This is a genomic window from Photobacterium sp. GJ3 (genome assembly GCF_018199995.1).
Lineage (GTDB): Bacteria > Pseudomonadota > Gammaproteobacteria > Enterobacterales > Vibrionaceae > Photobacterium.
Genome location: NZ_CP073579.1, coordinates 988,915 through 1,015,235, shown reverse-complemented (window position 1 = coordinate 1,015,235; position 26,321 = coordinate 988,915). Strand labels below are relative to the sequence as shown.

Genomic DNA, 26,321 nt, shown 5'->3' with positions numbered 1-26,321 from the left:
TTTCTGAAACGGATTGTCAAAATTGTCATTTTTCTGCTTTTTTCTCTTCCAATCTGTGCTAATCCAAGGATAATTCTGTTGTCTCGCTGGCTGAGTGGATAGATATACCTTGTTGAACAAAAGAAAAATAAAGCAGATATTCCCGCTGGATTTTTACGGTGAGGATGGCAGCTGGCGTTTCATCATCCGGGCCTATACGCCGGATGAAGTGCTGGATGCGATGTATTGGCGTGCCTATGTTTCCTGCCATCGGAAGGAGTTTGATTTGCTCCACATGGCGGTTGATAAATTCAATTACAAATACAATTACTCCGCCTCAGATACCTCTGAATTGCACCTGGGTGCAGTGGGTTCGCCGATGCGGGTGAATATGATGGGACCGATCGTGCCGGTGAGTCATTTGTTGGCGAAATTGTCGGCGCAAGATGCTCAGCCGTCGTCTGCGACGGCCCAGTCTGCCGCAGATGCTCAGGCGACTTTGCAGGTGAAACCATCCTGAGCCATACCAAATGAATCAGATCAAGGAGCTACGGCTCCTTTTTTCATGTCTGATTTTCAGAAAACTTTGTGGAGCCATCCGCTGAAGTTCGCTATGTTAGCTGAATCAATGAAATCTTGAGGGGAGAGGGATGAAGTCATGGATGCAGCGCGGTTGTCTGGCCGCTTTCGTTTTTTTGGGGACGCAGCCAGCCATGGCGGCGAAAACAGAACATGCAACGGATATCGCGTCAATCACTGAACTGGTTGGACAATGGCAGTGCCTGCCGGATCGAAAGGCGTCTGATAAAGAAGAAAGCTGGGTGAACTACGACATTCAGCGTGATGGCAAAGTGATCTCCAAAGAGTGGATTCGCTATACCGAGCAGGGTGAAACCGAACTGGAGTTTAATCTTTTTGTGGACTATCTGCTGGAAAGTCATGAGGGCCAGTATCGCCTGAAGCCAGTGGCGATGAAGCGTGAAATTCTGGTTGATCCGAATCAGGCCAATCCGTTCGGCTACGACGCTCAGCGGGATCTGATGGGTTACCGGATATTCCTGCAACCCATCATGAAAGGAAAAAACAAGGCGCATTTTGAAATGTGGTATCACATTACTCCGGAGAATCACTTCTCGATGCAATGCCAGCGCCGAACGGCATAATGGCTAGTCTTTTCGCAGGTTTTTGTCGCTGGAGATAGGCGTCGGAAACCGGCTGACCACCCAATAGGTCGATACAATAAAGGTGGTGAGTGTCGCAGCCTGAATAAACAGCATCCCTTGATCCGAAACGAGCCCAGCCGTGAGGGCGGTGTAGGCCAGTAAGAGAGAAAACTCACTGGCCTGGCTTAAACGGGCAGCAAGCTCTCGGGTCGCTTTTTCTCTGGCAAGTTTGAGTGCGAAGGCAAATCCAACCGCTTTCACTACGATTAAAATCACGCCGAACAGGCATCCCCATATCAGCATCATGTCTCCCTGGTTAAAGTCCATTTTTGCGCCCACAGCGAAGAAAAACAGAATCAGAAAGAACTCCCGCAATGGTTTCAGGTGTAACGAGATTGCCTGAGAAACACGGCTGATCGCGATGGATAATCCTGCGACGAATGCACCAATTTCATAAGATAATCCGGCCAGATGCGCGGCTTCTGCCCAGAGCAGACACCAGGCCAGTGCCGCGACAAAGGTGTATTCCTGAATCACATCAAATCGGCGGAATAAAGGCAGGATCAGGTATCGCACGCCCAGATAAGCCAGCAAACACAGCAAAGCCAGTTTCAGCAGGATCAGACCAAACGCACTGAGCATGGCATCCGGGCTTCGGACGTTCAGAAACAGAATCACAATGATCGCCAGCATATCCTGAATCAGCAGCACGCTGGTCATGATTTCACCGAGTCGCTGATGATGCAGCGTGGTGGTTGGGATGAGCTTCAGGCCGATCACTGTACTGGAAAACATCAGGGCCGCGGCTGCGACCAGTGCATCTGTCAGTGACAGGCGGATCGCCCAGCAAAACCCCAACGTGACCAGAAAAAACAGACAGCAGGTGCCCAGCGTGATCAGGGCGGATTCCTGAAACAGGCTGATGAGCTTATAAGGCTGGAGGTTGAGCCCAAGCAGGAAGAGCAGCAGAATCACGCCGAACTGACCAAACTGAATAATCCGGTCATTATCGTTGAGCAATCCGAAGCCGCTGGGGCCGAGCAGAATACCGGCGGCAATATAAGCCAGAATGATGGGCTGGCGCGCATAGAGAAAGAGGGTGCCTAAGATTGCTGAACTGACCACAATGATCCCGAGTTCGAAAATCATGGTTTGCAGCTCGTTCAGCATACAGCCCCCGTACGGCCAGAATCAGGACAGACCCTTTACAAGCATAGAACGAATTCGAATTCTGGCTGTGTGGCTTATACCCATCGCAGTCAATCATCGGTCATCCTAGCTTGTTCAAATGCTCGATAACTGCGTTAGATTTTTTGATTGTAGAATCACGACTGATCTAAAAAATCCGCCTTGTTCTCAAACATTTTTCCGACGCTATTTCTGATCACTGATTTACTTTGATTGGTATGATGCAGAGTTGGTTTGTGTAAATCCGGCGAGAATTGCCGCCAGACGTTCAATCTTGAGGTTCGACAACTGCCGGTAGTCGAAGTAAGGACAAACAACGAGGCGATGTTCCTGATTGACGGCAAACTCATGATCCAACCAGGTGAGTGGAGCGTTCAGTAAGCCTTGGTGGATGAGCTTTTTGGCGTAAGTTCGTCCCATGATGATGTGATACCGGGAGGCTGCTCGGTTCAAATCCAGAACGGGTGGGCTAAACAGCAGCGCTGTCTGGCTTCCTGCCTGCAGCAGAAACTGGTCGCGGAAACGCTGCCAGCTGTCGGCGCATTTCGCATAGTCAAAACAGGTTGGATCGAGTGCGTAGAGCAGCTTGGCATAGACATTAAAGACTTTCCGCCAGCCGTTGCCGCAGGCTTGCCCGATACAATGGATTTCTCCCGGAATGGCAGGCTGAAGTTGCACTAACTCGGCCATGCCTGGCATGTCGGGACGATGCTCCATATAAGCCGCGATTTGAAATTCAGAACAACCCATCCCGACGATGTGAATGGCAGGTTTTTCGGTGATTGTGTCGGTATTTTTAGTCATTAGCATTGAACGTCTGCAATATGCAGAATGTTGAGTGAATGTAGCCAGATTTTACTTTCGCTTTACCTGTTGCTGACACTGCTTTACTGAATGAAATGTACGCTGTACATAAAAGCGGTAAATACAAGGTAGCATCTGATGAAAACTCTATGGATTGGCGTGTTGTGTCTGTCTTTAGTCATTCCGGCTGTGAGCTGGGCACATGGCGGTAAAGGTCATCACTATGACGATGACCATAGAAAGTATCACAAGCACAAACATAAGCATAAAAAGAAACACTGGCATAAGCATCATTACCGGAAAAAAGTTCGGCATCATCACCACTATCATCGAGATGTGGTCGTGGTTCATGAGCGTCCACGCCGGGAGTATCACCGTTCGAATTTACCCGATTTAGTGACTTTCGCGGTGATTTCAGGGATTACTTACGCGATTATTGATAATACGTTTTATAAACAATCTGGCGAACAGTATATCTATACGCCACATCGTCCTTAACAATCCTCCGTTCTATTTTTGAGCACTTTTGTGTTTGCCTCCCGATCGAATCGGGAGGCTTTTCTTCTCGAAGATCTTCATTGAAATGCCAAGTGTGACAAAATTTTGGATGGGATTCTGGTCACAAACAGAATGATCATCTGGGGTTTTCACACCGTTCCCCCCTTCTGAATCCGCTGGCACGCTCTGGTAAATACTTTAAAATCAGTGGTTTAATTATTTCAGCAGCAAAGAATACTGTATTTTTGGAGCGGGGGTGAAAAGGTTTGGACGATCAGGCCAGTGTTTTTCACTTTGATAGTGATATTTTCTTTATTTTGATTATTTACCAAACTTTTTATCTGTCTGATGTTGGCATCCGAGAATTTTTCTTTATCCTCTCCTGTAACTGAATTGTTAATCGATGTTTGCATTGATGTGCAGTCAACCAAGGATGTCTGGCAGGACGCGAGACGTAGCTAAGGAAATAGCGCTTGCTAAGAGGAGCGGATGCAATGAGTGTTTCAGTGGATCGTACCCTTCAACTCACCCAACTCAGCGGACAGGCCATCAGCGACCTGACACCGTCGTTTAATCACCTTCCGAAAACCGGCCATGCCGATGGTGAATATCGTTTACGCCGGTATTCTGTGGTGAAGGCAACCGCGAATGGTGTTGAGCATTTACCGCCGAGAGCTTTTGTTCAGTCGGATGAGATCAATCATTTCCAGGGGAATGTCAGTCGTTCTTTTGAGCCTTTAGAAGACAGCATTCTTCACAGTGACGGGCTGCGTGAAATGTGCGAAGTCTTTCAGCGTGCCAATGCCTTAACGGAGGATCAGGAAATAGAGATTCATCAGATTCGTATTGCGGCGATGGATGGCGAGACTCAGGTTGCACCGGAAGGTGTGCACCAGGATGGTTTCAACCACATTGCTGTGATTGGATTCGGCCGGGAAAATGTCGAAGGCGGAGAGTTTATGGTTTACAAATCCAAAGATGATCTGCCCATTCTGAGCATGGCTCTGGCTGAGGGTGAAGTCGCAATTTTAGCGGATGATCAGCTGTGGCATAACGCGCGTCCAATCAAAGCGGTGAAACAGGACCAGCAAGGTTACATGAACCTGTTTGTACTGACCGCTCGGGAGACAAACTATGCCCTTTAATGTGGATCAGGTACGGCAGCAGTTTCCTGCACTGAATCAAACCGTGAATGATCAGCCCGTGTATTTCTTTGATGGTCCCGGTGGATCTCAGGTGCCTGAATCTGTGCTTCAGGCCATGACGGATTACCTGGGACGTTACAATTCGAATCTGGGTGGGGCTTTCTTCTCCAGCGAAGCGACTGTGTCTTTAATGGCTTCTGCGCGTCAGGCAGCGCAGGCGCTGCTGAATGCCCCAACGCCAGAAAACATTGTCTTTGGCCCGAACATGACGTCGCTGACATTTCAGCTGAGCCGTGCGATTTCCAGAGACTGGCAGCCGGGCGATGAAGTGATTGTGACGTCATTGGATCATTATTCCAATGTCTCGAGCTGGCAGCAGGCAGCAGATGATAAAGGTGTGCTTGTGCGTCAGGTGCGGGTGAATGAAGAAGACTGCACACTGGATTACGACCACTTTGATTCCCTGCTCAATCCGAAAACAAAGCTGGTCGCGGTGACTTATGCGTCGAATACCACGGGCTCTGTGGTGGATGTGGCGCGTATTGTACAGGCCGCGCACAAGGTCGGCGCGAAAGTATTTGTTGATGCGGTGCACTATGCTCCTCATCAGCTGGTGGATGTACAGGCATTGGGTTGCGATTTTCTGGCGTGCTCGGCATACAAATTCTTTGGTCCCCATGTGGGGCTCGCCTATGTTGCACCACAATGGTTGCAGACACTGAAACCTTATAAGGTTGAACCAGCGACTGATGTCGGTCCGGGACGCTTTGAAACTGGCACCCAGAACTTCGAAGGTTTAGCCGGTGTTGTGGCTGCGATCAACTATCTGGCGCAGTGGGGCGATGAAAAGGATAGCCTTCGTCAGCGGCTTGAATCCAGTTATGCACATTATCAGGCGCATGAAGCGTCATTGAGTCGCTATTTCCTAGAACGAGTCAAAACATACAGTAATCTCACCTTGTATGGCATCAAAGATGAGACGCGAATCGCAGAACGGACGCCGACTTTTGCGCTTCGTCTTGATGGTGTTCCGCCGTCGGATGTAGCATCCCGGCTCGGTCAGCAGAACATGTGTGTCTGGCATGGCCATTTCTATGCCCTTGGGCTGTGCAGACAGCTTGGTGTCCTGGAAGAGGGTGGTGTCGTCCGGGTCGGTTTCATGCACTACAATACTCAGCAAGAAATTGATCAATTGTTTGATGCTTTAGCGCCGTTTTTAATTTCAGAAACACATAAAAATTAAATCAGCAAATTGCTGAAAACCTGTCACAGGCTTTATGCTTAAAGCCACCGAAAAACCCACGAGCAATCGTGGGTTTTTTCTTTCCTGTCGACCGTGATTGTCGCTGTTGATTCATTTCTTTTTCATTGTGCACCGAACTTAACCGTTTTCTGACTCAGTTGTGCCACGCTGGTGTCTCCGGATTTGCCGGGACAAAGCCGACGGTGTTGTGGCGAAAATCTGGGAGCGGTCTTGCAGGTTCGGACGGAACGATAACGTTATACTGGCTTGGGCGATGCGAGTAGTCATTGATTGATTTCATTGTGCCGTACTGAACAGATGAAACGCCATTGCAAACGACTTTGCCAGAAGCGTATCAGAATAATCAGAAAAGAGAGAGAAACAGAATGCTGAAATATATTGCGATTATTTTAGTCGGTTTGGGGATTTATGTCGGCGTGACATACAAAGATCAGATTGAAGATGCGTTGGATTCACGTCCGATGGAAGAAGCACAGGATTTGATGGAAGAGATGGGGGATCAGGCATCAGATGCCAAAGATGCGCTGAACAAGCAGCTGGAGTCGCTGCAAAACTAATCGTTCAGGGCAGGGTATCGTTGCGTGACAGCGATGATGAAGACGAAAACGGCGACCTTTGGGTCGCCGTTTTTAATGCTGCCTGCTGTCTCAGACAGCTAAGGTCATTTCATTAAGCTTTTGCAGTTTGGGCTGCGCCTTCCTGTGCTTCAGCAGCACGGCAGGCTGCCGCAGTGAAGATGACATCTGTTGAGCTGTTCAGGGCTGTTTCAGCAGAATCCTGAATCACACCGATGATGAAACCAATCGCAACCACTTGCATGGCAACTTCGTTGGAAATACCGAACAGGCTGCACGCCAGTGGAATCAGCAGCAGAGAACCGCCAGCAACACCAGATGCGCCACAAGCAGAAACGGCCGCCACAACACTCAGCAGCAGTGCGGTGAACAGGTCAACCTGAATGCCCATCGTATGAACAGCAGCCAGCGTCAGAACTGTAATGGTGATCGCTGCACCTGCCATGTTGATGGTCGCACCCAGTGGGATGGATACAGAGTAAGTATCTTCGTGCAGGTCCAGATCTTTACACAGTTGCATGTTCACAGGGATATTCGCTGCAGAACTACGGGTAAAGAACGCGGTGATACCACTTTCGCGGACACATTTCAGTACCAGCGGGAATGGGTTTTGTTTGGTCTTGTAGAACACAATGATTGGGTTCACAACAAAAGCAATAATCGCCATTGAGCCCAGCAGAACACCCAGCAGGCGAGCATAGCTAAGCAGGGATTCGAAACCTGTTTTTGAGATGGTTGCCGCAACCAGACCGAAAATACCGATAGGTGCCAGACGAATGACGAAGCGAACAATCAGTGTCACGCCATTCGACATGTCCTGGAACACTTGTTTGGTCGCATCAGAAGCAGAGTGCAGGGCAAAACCAAGACCCACAGCCCAAGCCAGAATACCGATGTAGTTACCGGTCATCAGCGCATTGATTGGGTTATCAACCACTTTGAACAGCAGGGTGTTCAGAACTTCAGCGATGCCTTCCGGTGCTGCCTGATTTGCGGAGCCATCCAGAGTCAGAGTGGTTGGGAAAAGGAAACTCATGGTAACGGCAGTCAGCGCAGCCATCAGTGTCCCCAGCAGGTACAGGCCGATGATTGGCTTCATATTGGTGTGAGCGCCTTTTTTCTGATTTGCAATAGAAGACGCAACCAGAATAAATACCAGCACAGGAGCAACGGCTTTCAGGGCACTGACGAACAGATTCCCCAAAAATTCGACTTTTGCTGCAGCATCAGTGGAGTAACTGGCCAGCAGGATACCCGCCACGATTCCAATGAGGATCTGAATAACCAGATTGCCATTGGCAATTTTAGCGAGAAAAGGTTGTGGTTGACTCATAAGACATCCTGAATGTTTTGAGTTGGTTTAGAAGCGTTTTATGTTGTTTGCGGATGGTTTTTTAACAGGATAATCGATAGATTTCCACAATTCTTTTTATAAACTTTTAGGTTACACATTTTTAACCTTCATGTTTGCTGACATTTGTGAGCTGGATATCAATAATGAGTGACCAGAAACAGAGCAATCTGCCTGTTTTCGTGCTTCCGCGAGAAGGGTGTGTGGTCAGCGTTGTTCCGGGACTTGTTAACAGATGAAAAAAATCCTGCCCGAAAGCAGGATTGTAAGGGAGAAACTGTTAACAATCCAGTTGCATAAAAGATTCGTACACAAATCAATTCAGCACTTGAATGCTTACATGTTTTTCTCGTTGGCAGACGGTAAATCAGGCACGATCGGTGCGAGTGTCTGCTGCCTTTCAGTCTGCTTCGCTTGTGAACGATCCCGCTGTAAAAGACGCAGCAGAGGCTGGTTATCCCATGCTTCGGGTGATTTTCCGTAGAAAGCAGCCATCATGGTCTGAATGGCCTGATCTAAAGTTGCACGTTGTGCGGGGTCAAGCTGAGATTTATCCCACTGCTGATAGAGGGTTTGAATCTGCAGGGGCTGACGGGCGCGAACGGCTGACATCAGGCGTTTTTTCACGGGCTCCGAACTTGCCACAACGTCAGTGTTTCCCGATTGGTGCTTGTTAGACTGGCGTGCTTTCAGCCACAGCAGGAGCGTTGCAATCCAGAGGATTGTCACCAGTAATGTCAGCCAGGGCCACCATGGGGAAACGCCTTGCTGAGTGCTTACGCCGGGAACGGATGGTGTTGAATGTTGCGCTCCGTTTGACTGGCCGTTTGTGCTGGTGGTATTTGTGCCGCTCGGTGACGATGCGGTACCCGGCGCTGTGTTGCCTGGTTTCACCTCAAGGATTTTCCCCGTCGCAAGACTTTGTGCCTGTTGCCCTGTTTCGGTATTCCACCAGTTCACTTTGAGCGGCGGCAGCGTAATGGTACCAGTATCACGGGGAATGATGACCTGTTTCAGAGTCATCACACTATAGTTATCCTGCTGGGTGTAGACGGGCTTTTCACTGTAAACCCGGACGGAGTCCGGATAGCTCAGCGACAGATCCGGCATCTGGCTTTGCGGTGTCCCTTTCATTTTCAGGGTCAGAATCCGGGTGATTGGCTCGCCGACTTCCAGTTCCGGTGCATCGTTCTGCCATTGCTGATCCAGCTGCAAATCTGGGGTTGGCAGCCATAGCCCCTGATAATGCGCCGGTTTGGCCAGCACGGTTAACGGCTCAGGATCGGCCTGAAGATGCACGGGAATCCGAAGTCCCAGAGTTCGGCCACGGCCGCTTTTGAAAGCGGTGCCTGTCAACTTGGCTCCCTGGAGTGTGATGTCTCCGGGTTGTTTGGCCGTAATCCGGTATTTACGGTTCACGATCATGTAACGGCGACCGTTCAAGACCGTCTCTGCCTGATGATCGTCGCCCACCTGAACCACATCGATACCGTCTCCCTGGGGGGCAATCAGGCTGGCTTGTTCCAATTGTTCGCCCACTTTGAGCTGGACCTGATAGATCTGGCTTTCACCCACATAAAGCTTGGTTTTGTCTAACCGCCCTGAGATTTCAATCGCAAGATCAGCATTCAGACTTTTTTGTGAAGGCTGATCGCTGACCTGCATCACGATGGGCTCAGAACGTGAAGCGCCGATCCGAAAGGCGGGAATGGTGAGTTGCCCGGTTTTGTTCGCTGCCAATGCCACGCGCCATTCTGTCCGGCGGGAAACGGTGCCATTCACAAAGCTGTTGAAAGAACTGGTACTGGGGGTGCCTACCGTAAAATCTTGAGCCAGCGGAGAAAGATCTAACGCTTTTTGGCTGACATTATCATCAATGCTGACTTTCAGTTCGAAAATCTCGTTGACCCCAACCTGATTACTCGACACGGTTGCAACCACCTGGGCGGCTGAGGCCGAATAGGAGAGAAGGCCCGCCAAAAACAGAATGAGGCTCAACCAGAACCGTGTATGGCTGAGGTGAGACAATAGGGTGTCATGCTTGAAATTCATCATAAGTCCTGCTGTTCAGTCCGACATCATTACCAGCGGTTTTCCGGGGCATCCGGTGCAGATTTCTCTCGGGCTTGCAGAAGAATCTGCGCCCGGAGTAATTCACTGGTACTGTCGGGAATTTGTTCGAGTTTCTTCAGCGTCGGATGACTGGCTGTCAGGCCACTGGCCGGTTCATCCTGTGGATTTTGACCGTCTTGTGTGCCAGCGAGTGTGTCAGTATTCTGTTCGACATCGTCCGCATGACTTTGGTTCTGGTTCTCTGACCATGATTCTCCGGGCTGATCGCTCTCTTGTGCATCGGATGGGCGACCCGAAGTGTTCGCAGTCTGAGATGGTTCAGAGGCAGACGCGTCATCTTGCTGGGTCTCCGACGGCGCACGCTGTCCGGGATTGCGCTGTTGCGCAGATTCTGAATCCGGGGCCGTAGCAGAGGCTGTGTGTTGTCCGGCTGAATCCAGGGATCCTGAACCGTCCGTTTCAGAGGTCTGACTTGGCTGCTGTTCATTTTGTCTTTGATCAGCGGCGTTGCCGGTTGACTGTTGCCCGCCAGCTGGGGGGGCGTTATCTTGACCCTGCTGACCCTGCTGACCCTGCTGACCCTGCTGACCCTGCTGACCCTGCTGACCCTGCTGACCCTGCTGACCCTGCTGACCCTGCTGACCCTGCTGACCCTGCTGACCCTGCTGACCCTGCTGACCCTGCTGATTTTGTGAATCTTGCGGGTGATTGTTGCCATTCTGCGCTTGCTGCTCGGTTTGCTGTTGTTTGATCAGCGTCTCGACCGTCTCAAGATTGTGTCTGGCGTCTGTGTTTTCAGGATCCTGCCGGAGTACATCCTGATAGATATCTTTGGCTTTTTGTAATTCGCCGGACTGAGCGTAAGCATTCGCCAGATTATATCGGGACTGAGGATCTGTCATCGGGGTCAGCGTCTCAATAGCACCGGCATAATCCCCTGCCTGATATTGGGCTGCGCCTTTCCATGCGGGGGATTCAAACATCCGCGCTGCTTGTTCATAGTTCTGCTGCTGGTATTGATCGTAGGCTTGCTGGTCCTGATTTTGCCATGGGGATGCAACGCTCTGATCAACTGGCATGAACAGGCCGAGCAGCACGATGAAAGCAATACCTTTGCGGCATGCGGGCAGACAGAGCAAGAGCACCGGAATTATCAGCCAGAAGCCACCATTCAGCCGTTCAACAATTTGGTTGTCCTGATCCGGCGTTTGTGCCGTTTTCCGGTTCGTCGTGGCTTGAAGCAGCGTATGAATATCCTGATCGTTACCCCGCCAGGCTGTCATCACCCCGCCATGACTGCGAGCCAGTGACCGCAATTGGGTCAGGTTGGTTTTACTGACGATTGTCTTGCCCTGATTGTCTTGCAACAGGCGGCCATCCGACATGGTAATTGGCGCGCCTTGTGCTGTTCCGACTGCAAGAATAGAGAGTTGGTAATCCGTGCCATTGAGAATCGCGTTGGTCTGTTCAGTTTCACGTTCACTGAGTCCGTCAGTGATCAGAATCAGATCCCCCTGGGGATGACCGCCCTGTTTGAGCAGATTCACTGCGGCCTGAATGCCGGTTGCAGCGTTGCTGCCCTGAATCGGCAAGATTTCAGGCGACAGGCCGGGAATCAAAGCAGCAAGGGTGGCACTGTCCTGAGTGAGCGGGCTGATCACATAGCCATCTCCTGCGTACGCGATCAAGCCTGTTGAACCTTCGCGCCAGTGGGGCAGGAGATCCATCGCTTTGTATTTGGCCTGTTCAAGCCGGTTGGGCTGAAGATCGGTGGCGAACATTGAATTCGACATATCCATCACCAGCACACGGGCTTGTTTCAGGTTGAACGCCGGCATGTTCTGTTTTTCCCAACTGGGCCCCGCCATGGCCAGCACGGTCAGCAGCCAGCCGAGACTGAGTAACAGCACAGGCAGACGGCGGAACTGCTGGGCCTGCGAGGCATCTTCTGCCTGCAGGTGGGGCGCAATCAGTCCGGTTTGGCCACGTCGCTTCAGGAGTACAGGGACAAGCACTGCCAACGGGATCAGGGCGGTGAACCACAGCGGGTGCAAAAAGGTAAAATCAGCCATAGTGCCTCCAATGTATCGCCAGCATCACGCTCAGCAGTAACGCGACTGCGAGCGGTATCCGGAACAGTTCCTCCTGAGGACGCCACGTCTGACTGGCGCTCGAAACCGGTTCAAGATCATTGATGCTCTGATAAATACGTGCCAGCTGCTCCGGGTTTCTGGCCCTGAAATACTGCCCGCCCGTGAGAGTGGCGATTTGCGTTAAGGTTTTTTCGTCCAGATCCTGTGATGGATTCACAATGCGCCGGCTGAAAAAGCTTTGCTCAATCATTTCATCCGCGCCGATCCCGACGGTATAAATTTTGACCTGATTCTCTGCGGCCAGTGTTGCTGCTTCCATCGGGGCGATCACACCCGAGGTATTGGCGCCGTCACTGAGCAGTACGATCACGCGCTGGGCATTTTCGCTGTTGATAAAGCTTTTGGTCGCGATCCCCAATCCTTCACCAATGGCTGTGCTTTGACCAATTAAGCCCAATACACTTCGGTTCAGTTGTTGCTTCACCGTATTGAGATCAAAGGTCAGGGGTGTTTGCAGGTAAGCATGATTGGCAAACAACACCAGACCCAGACGATCGCCCTGACGCTGGCTGATAAAATCGGACACAACCTGCTTCACAGACGTGAGCCGATCGATGCTTTGGCCGTCTTCATCCACCATATCTTCCGTGGACATCGAGCCGGATAAATCCACAGCCAGCAGCATGTCGCGATGTTCTGGCTGAATTTGTACCGGATCGCCGAACCAGACGGGTCTTGCAATCGCGGCTATCAGACATCCCCAGCATAAACAAGCCAGGATCACAGGCCACCGGCGGGAAGGTTGCCGTGTGGCCTGCTTTGGTAAAACGGGCAGAAAGACTCGGGCTGACGGTTCAACCGGACGGGCGACACGGGAAATCAGCCAGGGCAATGGGAGCAGGACAAAAGCCCACCACCAAAGAAATTCAAACATGCTTGTCTCCCATCATTGTTGCAGCACCTGACGCCTTACAGGTTTGCTGTACCCAGCGGATTGTGAGTGTCCGGCATTGCTCCAGGGTTTGATCGGTTTGATGGTGGCTGTACAGCGCCTGTTGCCAGCATTCACTCATGGCTTGAAAACCCCGGTGTTGTTCCGGTAACTGATGGTCCAGAAAAGTGAGCCAGTCTGTGCCGCTCAGCCCGGCGACTTTTTCACGCGGAAAATAAGTGAGTGCTGTCTGGCGAAGGATTGTATTAAGCTCAGTTACAGACTGCGCAGCATGGATGTGTTTGAACGCCAGCTTTCTGATCGTCCGATGCGCATGATGTTTCCGGTAAAATTGACGCAGAAGGTACGCGAGTCCCAGAAGCAGAATGACAATCAGCGCGGCGCTCCACCATCCCCAGGCTAAAGGCCAGACATCCGGCGGGGAAGGCAGATGGAGATCGGCCAGTGGAATCGGGTGTGTTTGTGTTTGTGACATAAATGACGATTTATCCGACAATTTTTGCCGCTGACGGACGCGTTGGCTGAGCCAGTTGTTTCAGCAATGGCGTCGCAGCAGATAAAGAATGCAGGGGAATGGCCAGAGATGCGGCCAGTTCAGTCAGCGTTTGCAGACGATGAGCGAAATGCGACGCCATGTCCTGCCGAACCCTGGCGGAACCAAAGTTCATCCAGGCGGACTGGGTTCTATCCGACACATATTCACGTCCCCGATAACCGGTTTCACCGGTTTCCAGCGGATCATACAGATGGACGAACTGAATCCGGTTATGGCTTCGCAGTTGACTGAGTCGTTTTCGATCCTGCGCCTGAAGCATATAAAAATCACTCAGCAGGATGATTTCGCTGCCTTTCGGGCAAACATGGTGTAAATGCCTTAATGCATCGGCAAAAGACACGCGGGTGGCAGCCGGGGCAGAAGCACTGTGCTGGTGCAGATTGATCATCGCATTTAAGACAGACAGCGGACCCTGTTGTCTGGCCGTGGGTTTGCACTCACTCAGGCTTTCGCCATTGAAAATCAAGGCGCCAACACGGTCTTGCTGCTGTACGGCCAGCCAACTGATCAAACTGGCAAAATGCGCCGCCTGCACGGATTTCAGTAAAAGCTGGCTGCCAAAACGCATGCTGGGGCTGAAATCAATCAGCAGCATGACGGGTTGTTCACGTTCTTCGCTGAATAATTTGGTGTGCGCTTTTCCGGTTCGTGCGGTTACCCGCCAATCAATGGCCCGAATATCGTCGCCGGGCTGATAAGGACGGACTTCAGAGAAATTCATGCCCCGTCCTTTCTGGCGGCTTAAGTGCTGGCCGTTGAGCTGGGACCAGACGCTTCTGGCTGGTGGCAGCCATTGAACCGTCTGACTTTTATACTGGAGCAGCTCAGCCAGACATAAGTCATACCCGTTGCTGTGTCTTGGCAGTGCAGCGGGCAGGGTGTCTGTGACTTTGCTCATGCACTGGTTACCTGCTGAAGCAGTACCTCAACGACCCGATCCGGTGCAATGCCTTCAGCTTGCGCTTCATAACTCAGCAGCAGGCGGTGCCTCAAAACGGGGTAGGCCATTTTCTGCACGTCATCCGGGGTCACAAAATCTCGGCCTTGCAGCCAGGCATAAGCACGGGCACAGCGGTCTAGCGCGAGTGTGGCCCGCGGGCTGACACCCATTTGAAGCCATGCGGCCAGATCATCACTGTAACGCTGGGGTTCGCGTGTCGCCATCACCAACCGAATTAGATACTGCTCGACTTCGGCAGCCATATGGATTTGCAGCACTTCCTGCCGCGCACTGAAAATCTCAGCCTGACTGAGCATCACAGCAGGTGCTGATTCCTGGTGATGCTCAATTGCTTCCCCACGATTCAGTCGTAAGATTGCCAGCTCGCTCTCTTCATTGGGGTAATTGACGTTGAGTTGAAGCAAAAACCGATCAAGCTGGGCTTCGGGAAGCGGGTAGGTGCCTTCCTGTTCAATCGGGTTCTGTGTCGCCATGACCAGAAAAAGTTCAGGCAACGGATATGTCTTTCTGCCCGCAGTGATTTGCTTTTCAGCCATCGCTTCCAGCATGGCCGCCTGAACTTTTGCCGGGGCGCGGTTGATTTCATCGGCCAGCAGCAGTGCGTTAAAAATCGGACCGGGCTGGAAAATAAACTCACCGGTTTCCGGACGGAAGATATCTGTGCCGGTGAGATCGGCCGGAAGCAGATCCGGCGTGAACTGAATGCGGTGAAAATCGCCTTCAATGCAGGCGGCAAGCGTTTTGACGGCTCGTGTTTTTGCAAGCCCAGGAGGGCCTTCGACGAGAATATGACCGTCTGCAAGGAGAGCAACGAGCAGTTGCTGCACCATTTCGGGTTGTCCGATGACCTGTTGTTGTAAGTATTGTTCGAGTTGCTGAAAGGTCTGTGAAAGCATTGTTTCTCATTTCCCTGGGATCAATGACAATTTCCGGCGGCTGACTTGGGGTCAGGCTTCGAAACACGGCTAGCATCCGGAAATAACGCTGTAAATTCAAGTGTTTATATAGAATCTAAGTGGGAGGTTGTCCGCATTTCCCACCATTGAATTCGTCTGGATGTTCTGGTCAAAACCTACGGTCATTTTTTAGTGCCACGATTCTGTATGAACCACATTTGACTTTGTGATTACAGGGAAGTTCACACAGAGAAGCAAACAAATGATAAATGTTATTTTTCTTTTTTACACACCATGGTGACCATGATCATCTTTTAAAGAAAAAGTTGCTAAAAATAAAACGATAAAGAGTTGATGTAATCACAGTATTCACTGGTCAGATGTGTTTTTTGTGTTGCATTTTTGCTGCTTGAATTTGTGCAAGATCAAAAAAATTTCATTTTTTTATTTTTTCCATTTTCAGTGATTCATTGGTGCAGGGCTGCACGATAGTGGTGCGTTGCTATTAAAAATGCGATTGAAATAGGAAACCAAAAGAGAGAAATCACCGAAATTGCAGCATTTTGTAAACTTGGCATCAGAGATGCATTGCAATATACCGTTAACAAATCTCTACTATTGTGTAATCGATTGATTGGTTTTTATCAGATTCCATACAGGAATTTTTTCGAAACCATAAATTCCGTGTGTTGATATATATATGTGACTGTGTTCTTATAATATTTATGCAATGTAAACTTCACGCAAGTGTCTTGTGGGATAGATACGCTGCGAAAGTGTGGTGTTGAGAATAAGTCTGGTTGAGCTGTACAGAGAGAGGTTCTCATCGACGGAGGTGCGAGTTAATTGTTTGTTATGACAATAATTTTTGCACTGTACAGGATGGAAAGGAGTCTGCTTGATGACTAAGGTAGCATTGGTAACTGGCGCAAAAGGTGGCATTGGTTCTGCAATCACTCAGGGTTTAGTTGATGCAGGGTATCGTGTCATTGCCACATATTTCCCCACAGGTGAAGCGAAAGCGAAGGAATGGTTTGCTGAAAATAACTATTCCGATGCTCAGGTTCGTTTATTCCCTCTTGATGTCACGGATGCGGCATATTGTGAAGAGGCACTGACTACTCTTTTAAATGAAGAGGGTAAGATTGACGTGCTGGTGAACAATGCTGGAATAACCCGTGACAGTACTTTTAAACGAATGACGGCACAACAATGGCAGGAAGTCATCTCGACGAACTTAGACAGCCTGTTTAATGTGACGCATCCATTATTCGCTTCCATGTGTGATAAAGGGTTTGGCCGGATTATTAATATTTCGTCGGTGAACGGGCTGAAAGGTCAATTCGGTCAGGCGAACTATTCTGCTGCGAAAGCTGGCATGATTGGGTTTACCAAAGCGCTGGCTGCTGAAGGTGCGCGCTATGGTGTAACCGTGAATGCGATCGCGCCAGGATATACCGGCACACCCATGGTAGAAGCCATTAAACCTGAAGTGTTGGATGCGATTAAAGCTGAAATTCCAATGAAGCGTTTAGCGCAGCCGAATGAGGTTGCTGCTTCTGTCAATTTCCTCGCCAGCGATGCTGCCGCCTACATTACCGGTGAAACACTCTCGGTAAATGGCGGCCTCTACATGCAATAAGACGAAGTAAGGATACCCGATACATGACCAAAGTTTTTATCGTAGCAGCGAAACGGACTCCGATTGGCAGCTTTAATGGATCGTTGAAGTCAGTTTCACCGGCTCAACTGGCAGCTGTTGCCATTAAAGCGGCGCTGACTCAGGCAAAAGTTGATCCTGCAAAAGTGGATGAAGTGATTCTGGGGAATGTGATTGGTGCAGGCCAGGGGATGGGCCCGGGTCGGCAGGCATCGATTTTCGCTGGTATTCCAGAGCAGGTTCCGGCGTATAGCCTGAACATGGTTTGCGGTAGCGGCATGAAGGCAGTCATGGATGCAGCGGCACATATCAAAGCAGGTGATGCTGAACTGGTCGTTGCTGCTGGTGCGGAGAGCATGTCTCAGATTCCATTTACTGTACCGGCTTCGATTCGTGACGGACAAAAGATGGGCAACCTGCAGATGACCGATCTGCTGATCAATGATGGCCTGACGGATGTATTCAATCACTACCACATGGGCGTGACTGCGGAAAATGTGGTTGCGAAAGTTGGTTTGACCCGCGAGCAGCAAGACAACTTTGCGCTGGCAAGTCAGCAAAAAGCGGTTGCTGCGATTGAACAAGGCAAGTTTGTGGACGAAATTGCTCCTGTAGAAGTGCAGGAACGTCGTGAAACCAAATTGATTGATACCGATGAGTATCCGAAAGCCAATGCAACTTTGGAAGGTCTCCAGAAACTGCGCCCGGCCTTCAATAAAGAAGGCAGTGTGACTGCGGGGAACGCTTCCGGGATTAATGACGGCGCTAGTGCCATCATCGTTGCCTCGGAAGCCGCCGTTGAAAAATATGGGCTGACCCCTTTGGCTGAAATTCAAGGTTATGCGCAAGCTGGTGTTGCCCCTGAGGTCATGGGTTTAGGCCCTGTCCCGGCAGTCCAGAAAGCCTTGGAAAAAGCTGATTTAGGCATTGATGCTGTCGGTTTGTTCGAGTTTAACGAAGCTTTCGCCGGACAGGCATTAGGTGTATTGCATGAGTTGGCTGACGCGTTGGATACCAAAGTCGAAGATTTGGCTGAGCGTAGCAATGTCAATGGTGGTGCGATTGCACTGGGCCACCCGCTGGGGGCTTCGGGCAACCGGATTATCGTGAGCCTGCTACATGAAATGCGCCGTCGGGGCACAGAGCATGGTTTGGCCACGCTTTGTGTCGGTGGCGGCATGGGTACGGCGATCGTACTGAAAAAAATCTAACAAGACTCTTGACCAAACTGGCGTTTGTTCCGGCAAACGCCCTTAAATAGCACTTAAATTGAAGGAAACATATTATGTATACGGAAATGTTTAAATCGTTCTCTGAGCAAACTGAAAAATCACTGGCACCTTACGTGAAATTCAACAAGCTGTTCACGAAAAATGTTGAAGAGCTGACTGAGCTTCAACTGGCAGCCGTACGTGCTTACAGTGATTTGGGTCTGTCTCAGCTGAAAGCAATCAGCGAAATTAAGGATCTGCAATCGCTGACTTCTTTCCAAAGCCAGCAGTTGGAAAACCTGACGAAACTGTCTCAGCAGTTGGTTGAAGACAGCAATAAATTTTCTGCACTGGCGCAAGGCTTTAAGTCTGAAGTTGAGGTCCTGGTTGCCGAAAACGTAAAGCAAGCTACGCCAGCTTAAGTTCGATTCCTACCCTAATGCCGTCCCAATTTGTGGGCGGCATTTTTAGTCCAAAAGCAGAGGTCATCGCGATGAACCCGAATTTTTTCACGGACTACTTTGCTAAACTCCAGGAAATGAACCAAGCGTGGTGGAAGGAGTTTGATTCCGGCAAGGCAGCCATTAACACCCCATTCAACAAAGCAATGAATGAGTTGAATCTGGAAGACACGACGGCTTGGCTGGAAAAAGCATCGGCGCAGCCAGCTGTGATTGCAAAAATTCAGATGGATTGGTTTGAGAACCAGATGAAGATTTTGCAAAGTGTGACCAACACTGGCGACAATCAGGAAGTTGTCACTCCGGCGCATGATGATAAGCGTTTCATCGATCCTGCATGGCAGAATGAAGCTTTTTATAATTACATCAAGCAATCTTATTTGCTGTTCAGCAATAAGATGAAAGAAACCATCGATTCGATTGAAGGCCTGGATGACAAAGCGAAAGAGCGTCTGAACTTTTTTTCTCGTCAGGCCATTAACGCACTGTCGCCAACGAACTTCATCACCACGAACCCAGAGCTTGCTAAGCTGACGGTTGAGTCGAATGGTCAGAACCTGATCAAAGGCATGGAATTACTGCATGAAGACATGCAGTCCAGTGCTGATGTGCTGAAAATCCGGATGACAAACGGTGATGCATTCCAGGTGGGCGATAATATTGCGAACACCCCGGGAGAAGTCATTTTCAAGAACGAGCTGTTTGAATTGATTCAGTACAAGCCGTTAACTGAAAAAGTGAACGCGACGCCGATCCTGATTGTGCCGCCATTTATCAATAAGTACTACATCATGGATCTTCGTGAGAAGAATTCCCTGGCGCGCTGGTTGGTAGAGCAGGGTCATACGGTGTTCATGATGTCCTGGCGCAACCCAGACGCGACCATGAAAGACGTAGATTTTGATCATTACGTTCTGGATGGTGCGTTGAAAGCGCTGGATGTCGTTGAAAGTGTCTCGGGTGAAAAACAAATCCACGCTGTGGGCTACTGTATTGGCGGAACTTTGCTGGCGACCGCTTTGGCCTACAGTGCTGCGAAACGAATGCGGAACCGGGTAAAAACGGCGACTTTCTTTACCACGATTCTGGACTTTTCACAGCCGGGAGAGATTGGCGCTTACATAAATGACCCGATCATTTCCGCAATTGAAGCGCAGAATGAACTCAAAGGCTATATGGATGGCCGCTCGTTGAGCGTGACCTTCAGCTTGCTTCGTGAGAACAGCCTGTATTGGAACTATTATGTGAATAACTACCTGAAAGGGAATAGTCCAATCGATTTCGACTTGTTGTTCTGGAATGGTGACAGCACCAACGTGGCCCAGGCATGCCACAGTACGCTGCTGCGTCAGTTCTATCTGGAAAACAAGTTGATGGATCCGAAAGGATTTAAAGTGGGTGGTGTTTATATTGATTTGTCGAAAATCAAAATCCCGACCTACTTCATTTCAACGCAGGAAGATCATATTGCCCTTTGGCAAGGGACGTACCGTGGTGCTCAGGTGCTGAACGGTGATTCAGTCTTTGTGCTGGGTGAATCTGGTCATATTGCAGGGATTATTAACCATCCTGATAAGAAGAAGTATGGTTATTACACCAATGAGAAGGCTGAGGCTGATCCGGAGAACTGGCTGGCAGGTGCCAAGCGACATGATGGCTCCTGGTGGACACATTGGAACACCTGGTTGAACGGCTATAACGCTGAAGAACAGGTTTCTGCGCGTGACATTGGTAACGAGAGTTACCCGTCAATCAGTCCGGCACCGGGCCATTATGTGAAGCAAACCTTGCCGATTGAGCTTGCGGATAGCAACTAAAACCGTGTTCTTTGGGCATCCCATCGATGCTTTCTGACAAAAGGTCGTGCAAAGCCAGTGATTACCTCACTGGCTTTTTTTTGGTGTCGATAAATTCGAGGGATGTCTTTGTGGATGCGATTGGCAAGCCGTTCTTAACACTGTGCTGTCATCTCTCTGTATTTGCACACTTTCTTTGATAAGAAACCCTGCGACTAATGTTTCGCGCTCTATACTGAGTGAGTAGGCGTGAATTCGTGTGGGGAATTTATGGTTCAGGAACAGCGAGAAACAGGGATGACGGGGTGTGAAGAGTGTGGCCTTGTTGTCAGCCTGCCCCTGCTTGAACCCGGTCAGCGTGCTTGCTGTCCACGCTGTGGCCACCTGTTGATGAAAACCATTCAATACCCGCAACACCGAACGCTAGCCTATGGGATTGCCTGCCTGATTATGCTGGTGTTGAGCGTCAGTTTTCCGTTTATGTCATTCAGTGTGCAGGGGCTCCGGCAGGAAATTACCCTGATGCATTCAGCCGAAATGCTGAGTCAGTTTGAAAACGGGCCTTTGGCATTGCTCCTTTTGCTGACTGTCGTCGTTTTGCCTGCGTGTTATGTCGCTTCGGTTCTCTATTTATATTGGATGGCAGACAGGCATGGAAAAATTCACAGAGACAGTGTGACGTATCGTGTGAAACGGCTTTGCAGGTTGACTTTACGGATTGAACCATGGCTCATGGTCGATGTGTTTTTGATTGGGATTCTGGTCAGCCTGATCAAAATTGCGGCGTTGGCCGATGTCGGGCTTGGCCTGTCCTTTTGGGCATTCTGTATCTATACGGTGCTGGTGGTGAAATGTGTTTCAATGGTTGACCGGACCTGGTTGTGGCTGCAATTCGCTCCTATGATTCCATTGTCTGCTGTCAAGGCAGGGGACAGTCATCACTCTCAAAATCATGTCGCTTGTCACATCTGTTCTCAATTGAATCCTCTGCCAGAACAGGGGCATACACATTGCCTGCGTTGTGGCGGAAAACTGCATCCATTCCATCCGAAGCGAAACCTCCAATTTGCTTGGGCGTTATTATTGGCCTCAGCCATTTTCTTGTTTCCTGCAAATCTGTATCCAATGATGTACACCGTTAGTTTAGGAAAGTCGGAAGGTTCGACCATTCTTGGCGGTGTGATTTTACTTTGGCAACTCGGTTCATACCCGGTCGCTCTGGTCATTTTTATTGCCAGTGTTGTTATACCATTGGCAAAGATCTTTATGCTGGCCTGGCTTTTTTACCGGGCGGGAAAGAATGATGATTGTGAGGAAAAAAAAGCAATCCGCCGGCTGAAACTTTATCGTCTGACAGAGTTTATTGGGCGCTGGTCGATGATCGATATTTTTGTCGTAGCATTGCTTGTTGCATTAGTGCAGTTGCAAAACCTGATGGCGATCTACCCGGGTCCGGCGGCATTGTCGTTCGCATCTGTTGTGATTCTGACCATGATGTCTGCAATGATCTTTGATCCGAGAATTTTTTGGCAGGATGTGAATTCGATAATGGATCCAAAACCAAAAGAAGAACCAGAACGTTTCCCGGATCATGAAATTTCTCCCTTACAGAAGGAGCCGCCTGCATGAGTGAACAAGCGCCGCCAAAAGCTGAAGTCAGTCCAATTCGCCAGATATCTCTGATCTGGCTGGTACCTGTCGTCGCGCTGGTGATTGGTTTCTGGATGCTGATTCAGTTCCTTGCCAGTAAAGGCCCTGAAATTACACTCAAGCTGACCACAGCGGAGGGAATTGAAGTTGGCAAAACCGAAATTAAAGCACTCAATGTCAAAGTCGGAGTGATTACGGATGTCAAACTGAGCGATGATTACAATTCCATCATGGCGGTCGCGCAACTCGACAAAGATGCCGAGAGAATGCTGAAAACGGACACACGGTTTTGGGTGGTAAAGCCCCGGATCGGGACGCAAGGGATTTCGGGGTTAGATACATTACTCTCCGGCGCTTACATTGAATTGCAACCGGGTGTGGAAAAAGAAGAGCAGTTGAAATTTACCGTTTTAGATATTCCTCCGGTCGCACCCTTGGATACCAAGGGGTTACGATTAGTCCTGACTCATGAAGAGGCGGGCAAACTGAGCGTTGGTGATCCCGTTCTTTATGAAGGATTTACGGTGGGTCGGGTTGAGAAGGTCAGTTTTGATACTGAAACTAAAAACGCAAATTATCAGCTGTTTATTTTCGAACCGTATGACAGCCTCATCCGGCAACGGACTCAATTCTGGTTAACATCCGGTGTTGAATTAAGTATGTCTGCAGAAGGGTTTAACCTGAAGATTGGTTCGGTTGAATCACTTCTTACAGGTGGTGTGAGTTTTAATGTCCCTGATGGTGCTGAGCCGGGAGAACTTGTCACCCGGCAGATGATGACATTTCATTTGTTTAATAATCAGAGTGAAGTACGCGAGCAACTCTATGATCAATATCTGGAGTACGTCATGTTATTTAATGAATCTGTTCGCGGCTTAAGTGAAGGGGCTCCGGTAGAGTATCGGGGTATCCGAATTGGCACCGTGGCAGAGGTGCCTCTGCGGGTTCCTCTCCAAGGAAAAGAGTTTTCAGAGCAGCAGATTCCGGTATTGGTTCGGATTGAGTTTGCCAGGGTTCATGAATATGTAGAGATGAACACATTGGAGGAACTTCACCATTATCTCGAAGCAGAGTTCGATAATGGATTACGGGCTTCACTGAAAACGGCAAATTTTTTAACGGGTCAATTGATGGTTGATGTGAACTTTTATGAGAATGGCGCAACGACAACCGAAACAACGTACAAAAATTATGACCGTTTCCCAACTGCCGCTGGTGGTTTTGCTGAGATTCAAAAGCAGGTGGCTTCGCTGCTGGATAAACTGAATAACCTGCCTTTGGAAACCACCTTATCAGAGCTGAATCAGACGCTGGCGGCCGCCGAGAAAACCCTGAAGTCTGCAGAGCAGGCAGCACGAAGTGTAGATAGATTAATGGCCCAGCAGGAGACAAAAGCTATCCCGGCGGAGTTGAGAAACAGTCTGGCGCAGATACAGGCCACGCTCAGAAGCTATGGGGCTGATGGGGCGCCTTACAGAAACCTTGAAAATGCGCTGGTTCGTTTCGAGCAGGTGATGAAAGAACTGCAACCTGTGCTCAGACAGGTGAATGACAAGCCGAATTCACTGATTTTTTCAGACAGCAAGGGTAAAGACCCGATTCCTGTCGCGGGGGAATGAACATGTTGAAACAAGATTGGCGGTTGTTGCAGTGCTTGATGATGCTCTGGGGTTTGGCCGGATGCAGCAGCCAGCCGGAAGAGTCGGATATCACGACGTATCTGTTGCCACAGGCGACAGAGCAAACGGCAACGGCGATACTCACCCGTCAGCCTGTTTTGGTTGTTTCACCGGTTGAGATGGCATTGCATCTGACTGGAACAGGGCTGGTTTATCAAACCAGCGAGACGGCTATCGTTCAGGCACAACAGAATCTTTGGGCTGAGGATGTGTCTCGCCAACTGACCCGGCGAATTCAGGGGGATTTACGGATGAAACAAACCCGTTACTGGCCCTCAGAACTGTCGGCGGCGATTCAATCAACGGGTTTGCCCAAACTTCAGGTGCGGGTGAGTGAGTTTAATGGCCACTATTCAGGGCTGGCTCACTTTAGCGGAGAATGGTTGTTGGTGAGTCAGCAAGGGAAGCTGCAAACAATTCAGCCATTCAGCGTACAGGTCCCTTTGAAAGCGGCCGGATACAGTGCTCAAGTGTCGGCATTGTCGGAAGCTGTCAGCCGACTGACGACACAGATTGCGCAGCGGCTCTCGACAGCTTCGCTTTATCAATCGGACTAACGTTGTTGCAACCGGTAATATCCATTCACCCAACACTCCGGTAATCCTTCGCCGGATGGAAACGCCAGTTGCTGCTTATCCAGAATGACGGGCTCCGCCAAATCTTCGCCCGATTGAAACTGTACGGTGACATGGCGTTTGAAGGGATTGGTCAGAGACGCCATGTCAACGACATCCACCAAGTCGCCTGTTCTCGATTCTTTCAGAAACATCACGCTAACCTCCTGTCGCTGGGGTACTCTAATTATGGCCGATTTTATTCCGGTCGTGGAAAAGGACAGGCTATGAACGACTTTTATTGGGGGATCGACCTGGGTGGTACCAAGGTCGAGTGCGTTGTGATTGATCGAAAAGACGATCGCTGTGTGCTCCGGGAGCGGATACCGAGTGAGGCCGACCAGGGGTATCGTCACATTCTGCATCGAATCAAAATTTTGGTTGATCAATGTGCCGCACAGATCGGACATGACCCGGATGCGATAGGGTTTGGTACACCCGGCGCACTGGATCCTTTAACCGGATTGATGAAAAACTGTAACTCGACGGCACTCAATGGCCAGCCATTGCAGCAGGATCTCGCCGATCTGCTGGGGGTCGCGGTAACACTGGCCAATGATGCGAATTGTCTGGCGCTGGCTGAAACGCATCTGGGGATTGTCAGGCAGATTTGTCCGGATGCTGAAGTTGTTTTTGCGGTGATTATGGGGACAGGCGTGGGTGCGGGTATTGTTGTCCATGGCCGTTTGATCAATGGCTTGCATGGGATTGCAGGTGAGTGGGGTCACAATGTGATTGAGCCCGACGGTCAGCCTTGCTATTGCGGGAAGCGGGGATGTCTGGAAACGGTGATCTCTGGGCCGGGGCTTGAACGGGCTTATCAGGCGCTGACCGGAGAAGCCTGTTCACTCAGCCGGGTGATGGCGCTGGCTCAATCCGGGCAAGCAGAAGCGCTGCAAGTGAAAGCCCGCCTGATTGACTATTTTGGACGAGCAGTCGCACAAATCATCAATGTGCTGGATCCAGACGTCATCGTGATTGGGGGTGGTGTTGGGAATATTGAAGATCTATATGATGCAGGCAGAGAAGCGGTGATGCCTCATTTGTTCAATCCGACCCTTCACACGCCAATTGTGAAGCCCATTTTAGGCGATAGTGCCGGGGTTTTTGGTGCGGCGATGCTGGTGAAATAGAACAATTTCTTCCGCTGAATTTGTGGCTTGCAGTAATTTTCGGGATAAAGTCTGCTGCGCTTGTAAGAGATATCTCACAATGGCGTGGGAAATCTTGCTTCCTTTGATACGGAAAATACGATCAAAGAAATGATAATGCTATATTTTTCATTAAGTTATATGTGTTTCTGACTTTGTTTCTTTTGTTGACACTGAAAATGTGATCTTCGTTCGTTGCGCAGAATTCTGAATCAAGTAATCTTTACCCCGTCGGAAGGAACTGACGGAACGGAACAGGAACAGGCTAGGGAATTTGGCAGCTTCAGGATGAAGCAGGTACGTTAGGATGATGTATCTACAGGGACTGTGAAGGGAAGCATCGAATGGATTCGATACAGTGAGTAGGATGCTTACTGGTCAGGACGACACAATGGACCACTTCAGGATGAAGTAACGGACACCTCCAGGATGGAGAAGAGAGTTGTAACAGGATGTTGCAATGGGTCAGGGTCAGACCAAAGGAACACCTCCAGGATGGAGTTTTAGGGAACGCTGAAGGATACAGCATTATCAAGGAATGATGCAGGGAGCACTATCGTAGCGGGATTGCTGCAAGTAAGACCTAAGGGCGCAACGAAAG

25 protein-coding genes are annotated in these 26,321 nt (G+C 49.9%); 14 read left to right on the top strand and 11 right to left on the bottom strand.

Annotation, left to right across the window (positions count from 1 at the left end; all coding sequences use genetic code 11):
* Positions 1-109 precede the first annotated feature (109 nt).
* Positions 110-499, top strand: a complete 390-nt coding sequence (locus tag KDD30_RS21560) for a hypothetical protein (protein WP_249199359.1) — start codon at positions 110-112, stop codon at positions 497-499.
* Between the two features lie 130 nt (positions 500-629).
* Positions 630-1,142 (top strand): hypothetical protein, encoded by a 513-nt coding sequence (locus KDD30_RS21555; RefSeq protein ID WP_211650596.1) that lies wholly within the window; start codon positions 630-632, stop codon positions 1,140-1,142.
* 3 nt (positions 1,143-1,145) lie between these two features.
* On the opposite strand, the gene KDD30_RS21550 is transcribed toward KDD30_RS21555, so the two are convergent.
* Both KDD30_RS21550 and KDD30_RS21545 read right to left on the bottom strand, forming a co-directional pair.
* Positions 1,146-2,312 (bottom strand): cation:proton antiporter, encoded by a 1,167-nt coding sequence (locus tag KDD30_RS21550; protein ID WP_211650594.1) that lies wholly within the window; start codon positions 2,310-2,312, stop codon positions 1,146-1,148.
* Positions 2,313-2,534: 222 nt separating this feature from the next.
* Positions 2,535-3,140, bottom strand: coding sequence for a hypothetical protein (locus KDD30_RS21545; protein ID WP_249199357.1), 606 nt, complete (start codon positions 3,138-3,140; stop codon positions 2,535-2,537).
* A gap of 132 nt (positions 3,141-3,272) precedes the next feature.
* Between KDD30_RS21545 and KDD30_RS21540 the strand changes: the two genes are divergently transcribed.
* The 3 genes from KDD30_RS21540 to KDD30_RS21530 all read left to right on the top strand — a co-directional run bounded on the left by KDD30_RS21540 (position 3,273) and on the right by KDD30_RS21530 (position 6,020).
* Positions 3,273-3,632 carry a hypothetical protein gene (locus KDD30_RS21540; protein ID WP_211650592.1) on the top strand — a complete coding sequence of 120 codons (360 nt, stop codon included), beginning with the start codon at positions 3,273-3,275 and terminating at the stop codon, positions 3,630-3,632.
* A 494-nt stretch (positions 3,633-4,126) separates the two neighbouring features.
* Complete coding sequence (locus KDD30_RS21535) at positions 4,127-4,777, top strand: 2OG-Fe dioxygenase family protein (protein ID WP_211650590.1); 651 nt, start codon at positions 4,127-4,129, stop codon at positions 4,775-4,777.
* Complete coding sequence (locus KDD30_RS21530) at positions 4,767-6,020, top strand: cysteine desulfurase-like protein (protein WP_211650577.1); 1,254 nt, start codon at positions 4,767-4,769, stop codon at positions 6,018-6,020. Before KDD30_RS21535 ends, KDD30_RS21530 begins: the two co-directional genes overlap by 11 nt.
* Before the next feature lie 138 nt (positions 6,021-6,158).
* Here the strand turns inward: KDD30_RS21530 and KDD30_RS21525 are convergent, their stop codons facing one another.
* Positions 6,159-6,308 carry a hypothetical protein gene (locus KDD30_RS21525; RefSeq protein WP_211650576.1) on the bottom strand — a complete coding sequence of 50 codons (150 nt, stop codon included), beginning with the start codon at positions 6,306-6,308 and terminating at the stop codon, positions 6,159-6,161.
* Positions 6,309-6,406: 98 nt separating this feature from the next.
* Here KDD30_RS21525 and KDD30_RS21520 point away from each other — a divergent pair, with 98 nt between their 5' ends.
* Complete coding sequence (locus KDD30_RS21520) at positions 6,407-6,598, top strand: YtxH domain-containing protein (RefSeq protein WP_211650575.1); 192 nt, start codon at positions 6,407-6,409, stop codon at positions 6,596-6,598.
* A gap of 112 nt (positions 6,599-6,710) precedes the next feature.
* Here the strand turns inward: KDD30_RS21520 and sstT are convergent, their stop codons facing one another.
* The 7 genes from sstT to KDD30_RS21485 all read right to left on the bottom strand — a co-directional run bounded on the left by sstT (position 6,711) and on the right by KDD30_RS21485 (position 15,498).
* Positions 6,711-7,949, bottom strand: coding sequence for a serine/threonine transporter SstT (gene sstT, locus KDD30_RS21515; RefSeq protein ID WP_211650574.1), 1,239 nt, complete (start codon positions 7,947-7,949; stop codon positions 6,711-6,713).
* A gap of 354 nt (positions 7,950-8,303) precedes the next feature.
* Complete coding sequence (locus tag KDD30_RS21510) at positions 8,304-10,022, bottom strand: BatD family protein (protein WP_211650573.1); 1,719 nt, start codon at positions 10,020-10,022, stop codon at positions 8,304-8,306.
* 26 nt (positions 10,023-10,048) lie between these two features.
* Entirely contained in the window at positions 10,049-12,112 is a 2,064-nt protein-coding gene (locus KDD30_RS21505) for a VWA domain-containing protein (RefSeq protein WP_211650572.1), read from the bottom strand.
* Entirely contained in the window at positions 12,105-13,067 is a 963-nt protein-coding gene (locus tag KDD30_RS21500; RefSeq protein WP_211650571.1) for a VWA domain-containing protein, read from the bottom strand. The genes KDD30_RS21505 and KDD30_RS21500 overlap by 8 nt, the downstream gene beginning before the upstream one ends.
* Complete coding sequence (locus KDD30_RS21495) at positions 13,060-13,560, bottom strand: DUF4381 domain-containing protein (protein WP_211650570.1); 501 nt, start codon at positions 13,558-13,560, stop codon at positions 13,060-13,062. The genes KDD30_RS21500 and KDD30_RS21495 overlap by 8 nt, the downstream gene beginning before the upstream one ends.
* Positions 13,561-13,570: 10 nt before the next feature.
* Positions 13,571-14,539, bottom strand: a complete 969-nt coding sequence (locus KDD30_RS21490; RefSeq protein WP_211650568.1) for a DUF58 domain-containing protein — start codon at positions 14,537-14,539, stop codon at positions 13,571-13,573.
* Positions 14,536-15,498 (bottom strand): MoxR family ATPase, encoded by a 963-nt coding sequence (locus KDD30_RS21485; RefSeq protein ID WP_211650567.1) that lies wholly within the window; start codon positions 15,496-15,498, stop codon positions 14,536-14,538. The genes KDD30_RS21490 and KDD30_RS21485 overlap by 4 nt, the downstream gene beginning before the upstream one ends.
* 901 nt (positions 15,499-16,399) lie before the next feature.
* On the opposite strand from KDD30_RS21485, the gene KDD30_RS21480 reads away from it, so the two are divergent.
* From KDD30_RS21480 to KDD30_RS21450, 7 genes are all read left to right on the top strand, one after another.
* The gene (locus KDD30_RS21480) at positions 16,400-17,140 is read left to right on the top strand and encodes an SDR family oxidoreductase (protein ID WP_211650565.1); all 741 of its coding nucleotides are present in this window, start codon (positions 16,400-16,402) and stop codon (positions 17,138-17,140) included.
* A gap of 23 nt (positions 17,141-17,163) precedes the next feature.
* Complete coding sequence (locus KDD30_RS21475; protein WP_211650563.1) at positions 17,164-18,369, top strand: acetyl-CoA C-acetyltransferase; 1,206 nt, start codon at positions 17,164-17,166, stop codon at positions 18,367-18,369.
* A 74-nt stretch (positions 18,370-18,443) separates the two neighbouring features.
* The gene (locus KDD30_RS21470; protein ID WP_211650561.1) at positions 18,444-18,791 is read left to right on the top strand and encodes a phasin family protein; all 348 of its coding nucleotides are present in this window, start codon (positions 18,444-18,446) and stop codon (positions 18,789-18,791) included.
* Between the two features lie 71 nt (positions 18,792-18,862).
* Positions 18,863-20,647, top strand: coding sequence for a class I poly(R)-hydroxyalkanoic acid synthase (phaC, locus tag KDD30_RS21465; RefSeq protein ID WP_211650559.1), 1,785 nt, complete (start codon positions 18,863-18,865; stop codon positions 20,645-20,647).
* A 249-nt stretch (positions 20,648-20,896) separates the two neighbouring features.
* A complete protein-coding gene (locus KDD30_RS21460; RefSeq protein WP_211650550.1) occupies positions 20,897-22,255 on the top strand; it encodes a paraquat-inducible protein A in 1,359 nt (452 codons plus the stop codon).
* Positions 22,252-23,895 carry an intermembrane transport protein PqiB gene (gene pqiB / locus KDD30_RS21455; RefSeq protein ID WP_211650548.1) on the top strand — a complete coding sequence of 548 codons (1,644 nt, stop codon included), beginning with the start codon at positions 22,252-22,254 and terminating at the stop codon, positions 23,893-23,895. Before KDD30_RS21460 ends, pqiB begins: the two co-directional genes overlap by 4 nt.
* 2 nt (positions 23,896-23,897) lie before the next feature.
* Positions 23,898-24,512, top strand: a complete 615-nt coding sequence (locus tag KDD30_RS21450; RefSeq protein ID WP_249199353.1) for a membrane integrity-associated transporter subunit PqiC — start codon at positions 23,898-23,900, stop codon at positions 24,510-24,512.
* On the opposite strand, the gene KDD30_RS21445 is transcribed toward KDD30_RS21450, so the two are convergent.
* Positions 24,509-24,724 (bottom strand): acetyltransferase, encoded by a 216-nt coding sequence (locus KDD30_RS21445; RefSeq protein ID WP_211651926.1) that lies wholly within the window; start codon positions 24,722-24,724, stop codon positions 24,509-24,511. The genes KDD30_RS21450 and KDD30_RS21445 overlap by 4 nt on opposite strands.
* A gap of 72 nt (positions 24,725-24,796) precedes the next feature.
* Here KDD30_RS21445 and KDD30_RS21440 point away from each other — a divergent pair, with 72 nt between their 5' ends.
* Complete coding sequence (locus tag KDD30_RS21440; RefSeq protein ID WP_211650540.1) at positions 24,797-25,702, top strand: ROK family protein; 906 nt, start codon at positions 24,797-24,799, stop codon at positions 25,700-25,702.
* The last annotated feature ends 619 nt before the right edge of the window (positions 25,703-26,321 follow it).